Source organism: Nocardiopsis halotolerans DSM 44410 (assembly GCF_000341065.1).
In the GTDB taxonomy this organism is placed as follows: Bacteria; Actinomycetota; Actinomycetes; order Streptosporangiales; family Streptosporangiaceae; genus Nocardiopsis; species Nocardiopsis halotolerans.
The window spans coordinates 1-6,314 of record NZ_ANAX01000218.1 but is presented as its reverse complement, the minus strand read 5'-3'; the positions used below and the strand labels follow the sequence as shown (position 1 = coordinate 6,314).

General features: G+C 70.5%; 5 protein-coding genes and 1 pseudogene. 3 read left to right on the top strand and 3 right to left on the bottom strand.

Annotated features, from left to right (window positions below; translation table 11 throughout):
* The 3 genes from pruA to D455_RS0116715 all read left to right on the top strand — a co-directional run.
* On the top strand, positions 1 to 1,482 hold a 1,482-nt coding region (pruA, locus tag D455_RS0116725; protein ID WP_026122702.1), incomplete at its 5' end, for an L-glutamate gamma-semialdehyde dehydrogenase.
* A gap of 170 nt (positions 1,483 to 1,652) precedes the next feature.
* Entirely contained in the window at positions 1,653 to 2,579 is a 927-nt protein-coding gene (locus D455_RS0116720) for a proline dehydrogenase family protein (protein ID WP_017571861.1), read from the top strand.
* Positions 2,580 to 2,856: 277 nt separating this feature from the next.
* A complete protein-coding gene (locus tag D455_RS0116715; RefSeq protein WP_017571860.1) occupies positions 2,857 to 3,783 on the top strand; it encodes a Bax inhibitor-1/YccA family protein in 927 nt (308 codons plus the stop codon).
* A gap of 103 nt (positions 3,784 to 3,886) precedes the next feature.
* Here D455_RS0116715 and D455_RS0116710 read toward each other — a convergent pair whose 3' ends face one another.
* From D455_RS0116710 to D455_RS0116700, 3 genes and pseudogenes are all read right to left on the bottom strand, one after another.
* Positions 3,887 to 4,138 carry a DUF4287 domain-containing protein gene (locus D455_RS0116710; protein WP_017571859.1) on the bottom strand — a complete coding sequence of 84 codons (252 nt, stop codon included), beginning with the start codon at positions 4,136 to 4,138 and terminating at the stop codon, positions 3,887 to 3,889.
* Between the two features lie 367 nt (positions 4,139 to 4,505).
* Positions 4,506 to 5,726, bottom strand: a complete 1,221-nt coding sequence (locus D455_RS0116705) for an acetyl-CoA C-acetyltransferase (protein ID WP_017571858.1) — start codon at positions 5,724 to 5,726, stop codon at positions 4,506 to 4,508.
* Between the two features lie 141 nt (positions 5,727 to 5,867).
* Positions 5,868 to 6,314 (bottom strand): annotated as a pseudogene (locus tag D455_RS0116700) (SGNH/GDSL hydrolase family protein); the annotation flags it as partial.

Below are 6,314 nucleotides of genomic sequence, written 5' to 3'. Positions count from 1 at the left end.
GAGAGCCGCATGGGCGGCGGCGAGCCCATCGACGCCGTGCAGCCGCACCGCCACGCCGCGGTCCTGGGGACCATGCGCAACGCCACCCACGACGACGCCCGCGACGCCATCGCCGCCGCCAAGGCCGCCGCCCCCGCCTGGCGCGCGATGTCCTTCGACGACCGCGCCGCCATCATCCTGCGCGCCGCCGAACTGCTCTCCGGCCCCTGGCGCGCCACCATCAACGCCGCCACCATGCTCGGCCAGTCCAAGACCGTGCAGCAGGCGGAGATCGACTCGGCCTGCGAGCTGATCGACTTCTGGCGCTTCAACGTCTCCTACGCCCGCGAGCTGATCTCCCAGCAGCCGCTGAGCGTCAAGGGCGTGTGGAACCGCATGGAGCAGCGCCCGCTGGAGGGGTTCGTCTACGCGATCACCCCCTTCAACTTCACCGCCATCGCGGGCAACCTGCCCACCGCCCCGGCCCTGATGGGCAACGTGGTCGTGTGGAAGCCGTCCCCGACCCAGCAGTTCGCCGCCGAGCTGACCATGCGCCTCCTGGAGGAGGCGGGCATGCCCCCCGGCGTCATCAACATGGTCACCGGTGACGGCCTCGCGGTCTCCGACGTCGCCCTCAACGACCCGGACCTGGCCGGTGTGCACTTCACCGGTTCGACGAAGACCTTCCAGCACCTGTGGAGGAGCGTGGGCGAGAACATCGCCAACTACCGCTCCTACCCCCGCATCGTCGGCGAGACCGGCGGCAAGGACTTCATCGTCGCCCACTCCTCGGCCGACCCGGAGGTCCTGCGCACCGCCATCGTGCGCGGCGCCTTCGAGTACCAGGGCCAGAAGTGCTCGGCCGCCTCGCGCGCCTTCGTCGCCCGCTCGGTGTGGGAGAAGGTCCGTGACGACCTCGTCGCCGAGACCGAGGCCCTGACCATGGGCGACGTCACCGACCTGTCCAACTTCGTCGGCGCCGTCATCGACCGCCGCGCCTTCGACAAGCTGGCCAGGGTCCTGGAGGACGCCAAGTCCGACCCGACCCTGGAGATCCTGGCGGGCGGCACCGCCGACGACTCCGTCGGCTACTTCGTGCGCCCCACCATCATCGAGGGCTCGGACCCGTCCCACGACGTGTTCCGCACCGAGTACTTCGGCCCGGTCGTCGCCGTCCACGTCTACGAGGACGAGAAGTTCGACGAGATCCTCCAGGTCGTCGACGAGGGCTCGGCCTACGCCCTGACCGGCGCGATCCTGGCCACCGACCGCGCCGCCGTGGCCAGGGCCACCGAGGCGCTGCGCTTCACCGCGGGCAACTTCTACATCAACGACCGCCCGACCGGCTCCATCGTCGGCCAGCAGCCCTTCGGCGGCGCCCGCGCCTCCGGCACCAACGACAAGGCGGGTTCGGCCCAGAACCTGTCCCGCTGGGCCAGCCCGCGCGCCATCAAGGAGACCTTCGTCGCGCCGACGGTGTCCTCCTACCCCCACCAGGGCTGACAGCGTTCTCTCTGGGGCTTCCGCTCCGCTCTGCCCCGGGTCCGCGCCCCCTCCCGTCCTGAGGGGGCGCGGACCCCGCTCCGATCCACCGGTGCGGCCGGGACGTCCCCGGCCGCNNNCCCCCCCCCGCCCCAGCCGATCGGCTCGCGCACGTCTTTCCCGAGGTCACCATGCTTCGTAAGCCCCTGCTGCTCGCCGCCAGGTCCCAGGCCTGCCGCACGATCGTCGAGCGCACTCCCGTCACCCGGGCCATGGTCAAACGGTTCGTCGCGGGCTCCACCCAGGAGGAGGCGCTCCCCGTGGTCGGGGAGCTGACCCGGGACCGCCACGTCACCCTGGACTTCCTCGGCGAGGACACCACCGACCTCGCCCAGGCCGCGGCGACGGTGGACGCCTACCGGGACATGCTGGCCGCGCTGGGCGAGGCCGGTCTGGGCGAGCGCACCGAGGTTTCGGTCAAGCTCTCGGCCGTGGGCCAGTTCCTCAACCGGGACGGCGAGAAGATCGCCCTGGACAACGCCCGCCAGATCGCCGAGGCGGCCAAGGCGGTCGGCACCACGGTGACCCTGGACATGGAGGACCACACCACGACCGACTCCACGCTGGGCATCCTGCGCGAACTGCGCCAGGACTTCCCGTTCGTGGGCGCGGTGCTCCAGGCCTACCTGCGCCGCACCGAGGCCGACTGCCGCGACCTGAGCGGAGCCGGTTCGCGCGTGCGCCTGTGCAAGGGCGCCTACGACGAGCCCGAGTCGGTGGCCTTCCGCGACAAGGCCGAGGTGGACAGGGCCTACGTGCGCGCGCTGCGCGTGCTGATGGAGGGCGAGGGCTACCCGATGGTGGCCTCGCACGACCCGCGCATGATCGCCATCGCCGGTGCGCTGGCCGACGCCAACGGCCGGAACGCGGACGACCACGAGTACCAGATGCTCTTCGGCATCCGCGACGCCGAGCAGGTCCGCCTCGCCGCCGAGGGCAAGCGGGTGCGGGTCTACGTTCCCTACGGCGACGAGTGGTACGGCTACTACATGCGCCGCCTGGCGGAGCGTCCGGCCAACATGTTGTTCTTCGCCCGTTCACTGGTCACGCGGAGTTAACCGGGGTGGTTTCGCTTCGGGGAACCACCGGAAGTTGAAAATCCCGCATTCGGTGAAAAGGAGGGCCGGTGTTCTTCCACACCGGCCCTTCGGCTTTCCGGAGGCGATGCCATTCCGGGACGGTCGCCCGGGTGGTGGGAGGGCCTCCGGAACGATTCCGGAGTACTCCCCGCCTCCGGGGCCGTGTCCCAACGGTGACCTCGCCCCGGAACTCGTCACGGGGGCCGTGCGTTACCTTGTGGGCATCAATCCACGCGTGAAAGGGTCTTGACGAGACATGCGGATGCGGAGTTCCAACCCCGTTCTCAAACGGGCGCTCCAGCAGGCCGGACCGGCGGGGCACGCCCAGCAGGGGTACGGTCAGCCGGGTTACGGCTACGGTCAGCAACAGGGTTACGGCCATCCGGGTTACGGCCAGCCGTACCCGCCGCAGGGTTACGGTCAGCCGTACCCGCAGCAGGGGTACCCCGGCGGCCCGGTGAAGGACGCCGCCCACCAGCCGATGACCATCGACGACGTGGTCGTGCGCACCGGTATGACGCTCGGTGTCGTCGCGCTCTTCGCCGTCGTCAACTACTTCCTCTTCGGCGCGGCTCCGGCCGCCGCCATGGGGCTCACCCTCGTGGGTGCCCTCGGTGGTCTGGTGCTGGGCCTGGTGATCGCCTTCAAGCAGATCACCAACCCCGCGGCCATCCTGAGCTACGCCGCCCTGGAGGGTCTGCTCGTCGGCGGGCTCTCCGCCATCCTGGCCACCTCCCTGACCCTGAGCACCGGTGACGCCGGTGCGGGCGGTGCCCTCGTCACCCAGGCGGTGCTGGGCACCGTCGTGGTGTTCGCGGTGATGCTCGCCCTGTACAAGTTCCGCGTCATCAAGGTGACCGACGGCTTCGTCAAGGTCGTCACGTTCGCGGTGCTCGGCGCCGCCGCCCTGATGCTGGTCAACTTCGTGGCGAGCTTCTTCGTCGCGGGCGGCATCGGCCTGCGCGAGCCCACGCCGCTGGGCCTGCTCGTGGGTCTGGTGTTCGTCGTCCTGGCCGCCCTGACCCTGGCCCTGGAGTTCCGCGGCATCGAGGAGGGCCTGCGCGCCGGGATCCCCAACAGGTTCGCCTGGCAGTTCGCCTTCGGCCTGACCGTCTCGCTGGTCTGGCTCTACATCGAGATCCTGCGCCTGCTCTGGATCATCAAGTCGATGTTCGCCGAGTAGCGTCCACGGGACACCCGAACGCCCACACCGCGAGGGGGGCCGTCGTCCGGACATCCGTCCAGGCGGCGGCCCCTCGTCGTGGGCGGCCGGGCGCCGTCCGGAGTCAGGCCCTCCCGGGACGGGGGGCGGGGATGGAGCGGTCCCTGCGGCGGCGGTCGTACTCCGTCACGAGGGCCTGTGCGTACCACTGGGGCAGCTCGTACTCGTCGGCGAGCCAGTTCGACCGGTCCTGGCAGCGGACCAGACCCGGTCCCTTGTCGAGGGCGTCGAACCACTCGTGGAGTTCGCGGCCGGTGACGACCGGGATGCGTTCGATGAGCTTGGCGTGGATCTCCGGCGAGTGGGTTACCGACATAGGCACCTCCGGCAGTGCGTTGGCGTGTGGCACTTACCTGCGACCCTGCATCAGGATCACGTTTTGGACAAGCCCCGGTCACCAGCTTTTACCTTGCCGGTGCGGGAACGTTTGCCTGGAGGCGCCTCCCCGCCGAACCCGGATGTGAGGCGGGGTCTCCACACGTGTTCCGACAACGGATGTGCCGCCTGGCAACCAGGAGACAAACCCTCCGGAAGGTGTACACCAAGGTTGCGGACGCCCGATCACGGCGTAGGGCGCCGACCACGGTGAAGGGCCCGGAACGGGACCGTTCCGGGCCCTCGGTGCCCCGCGGGGGCGGGCGACGGGAGGGCGGGGCGAAGCCGGAGCCCCGGAGGGGTACCGCCTAGCTCAGGCGCTCGAAGATGGCGGCCATGCCCTGGCCACCGCCGACGCACATGGTCTCCAGGCCGAACGTCCCGTCGTGGAACCCGAGGCCGTTGAGCAGGGTGCCGGTGATCCGGGCACCGGTGCTGCCGAAGGGGTGGCCCACCGCGATGGCCCCGCCGTTGATGTTGAGCTGGGCGTCGACGTCGATGCCGAGCTGGTCGGCGGAGGGCAGCACCTGCGCGGCGAAGGCCTCGTTGATCTCGACCAGGTCGATGTCGCCGATGGCCATGTTGGCGCGGGCCAGCGCCTGCCTGGAGGCCTCCACCGGGCCCAGGCCCATGATCTCCGGGCTCAGACCGGTCACGCCGGTGGACACGATGCGGGCCAGCGGCGTGATACCCAGCTGTGCGGCCTTGGTGTCGCTCATGATGACCACGGCGGAGGCGCCGTCGTTGAGCGGGCAGGCGTTGCCCGCGGTGACGGTGCCGTCGGGGCGGAACACCGGCTTGAGCTCGGAGACCTTCTCGTAGGTGGTACCGCGGCGGATGCCGTCGTCGGTGCTGACCACGGTGCCGTCGGGCAGGGTCACCGGGGTGATCTCGCGCTCCCAGAAGCCGTTGTCCAGCGACTTCTCGGCGAGGTTCTGCGAGCGGACCGCGAACTCGTCCTGGCGCTGGCGCGAGACCCCCACGGTCTGGGCGACGTTCTCTGCGGTCTGGCCCATCGCGATGTAGGCGTCGGGGAGGTTGCCCTGCTCGCGCGGGTCGGTCCAGGCCTCGGCTCCGCCCTCGGCGCGCTTGGCGGTGCGTGCCTTGGCGTCGTCGAAGATCGGGTTCTCGTTTTCGCCGTCGTCGCTGCTGCCGTTGACGAACCGGCTGACGGTCTCCACGCCGGCGGAGACGAAGACGTCGCCCTCGCCCGCCTTGATGGCGTGGTAGGCCATCCGCGTGGTCTGGAGCGAGGAGGAGCAGTAGCGGGTGACCGTGGTGCCCGGGACGGTGTCCAGGCCCAGCTGGACGGCCACGATGCGGGCCATGTTGAAGCCCTGCTCGCCGCCGGGCAGGCCGCAGCCGAGCATCAGGTCGTCGATGTTCTTCGGGTCCAGCTCGGGGACCTTGGCCAGGGCGGCGCTGACGATCTGGGTGGTCAGGTCGTCGGGACGGATGTCCTTGAGCGACCCCTTGAAGGCGCGGCCGATCGGGGAACGGGCGGTCGCGACGATGACTGCTTCGGGCATGGCTGCGTCCCTAACGGTTGAGGTGCTGCGTGTGAAGCTGTGCGGCCGGAGGGACCGTGTGCGGGTCGACTGGTTCCGGCATCTGTTGTTACTGACCAGTAAACCCGTCCGGGGCTCCCGGGCGCCACCCGGGGTCGGCGTTCATCCGCCGCCCCCTGACCGGTCGGTGTTCTCGGTCGCGCCCACCTCGGCGGTCCGGTCCTGGCGGCCGTGGCCTCCACGGAGGCGGAGCGGGCCCCGGACGAGGGCCGCCCAGCGCCCGCGCGCGGTGGCCGCATGCCCACCGACCTGCGAATCCGCACGGGAGACCTCCGTTCCGGGGGTCTCGGCGGCGACCACGGCCGCGCGGTCCACCGGCAGGACACCGCGGGTGTGCTCGGCCTCGTCCAGTTCGGGGAGCAGGCCCAGGGCCGCGCAGGCCGAGGGCAGGACGGCGAAGGCGGCCTGTGAATACCCGAGGGCTGACGGATGAAAACGGTCAGGCCCAAACATGACAGCTGGGTCAGTCCGGAAATCGTCGGACAGGAGGTCGCTCAACGAGACCGTGCGCCCTCCGACCTCGGTGACCGCGATGGTCTGGGCCGCTGC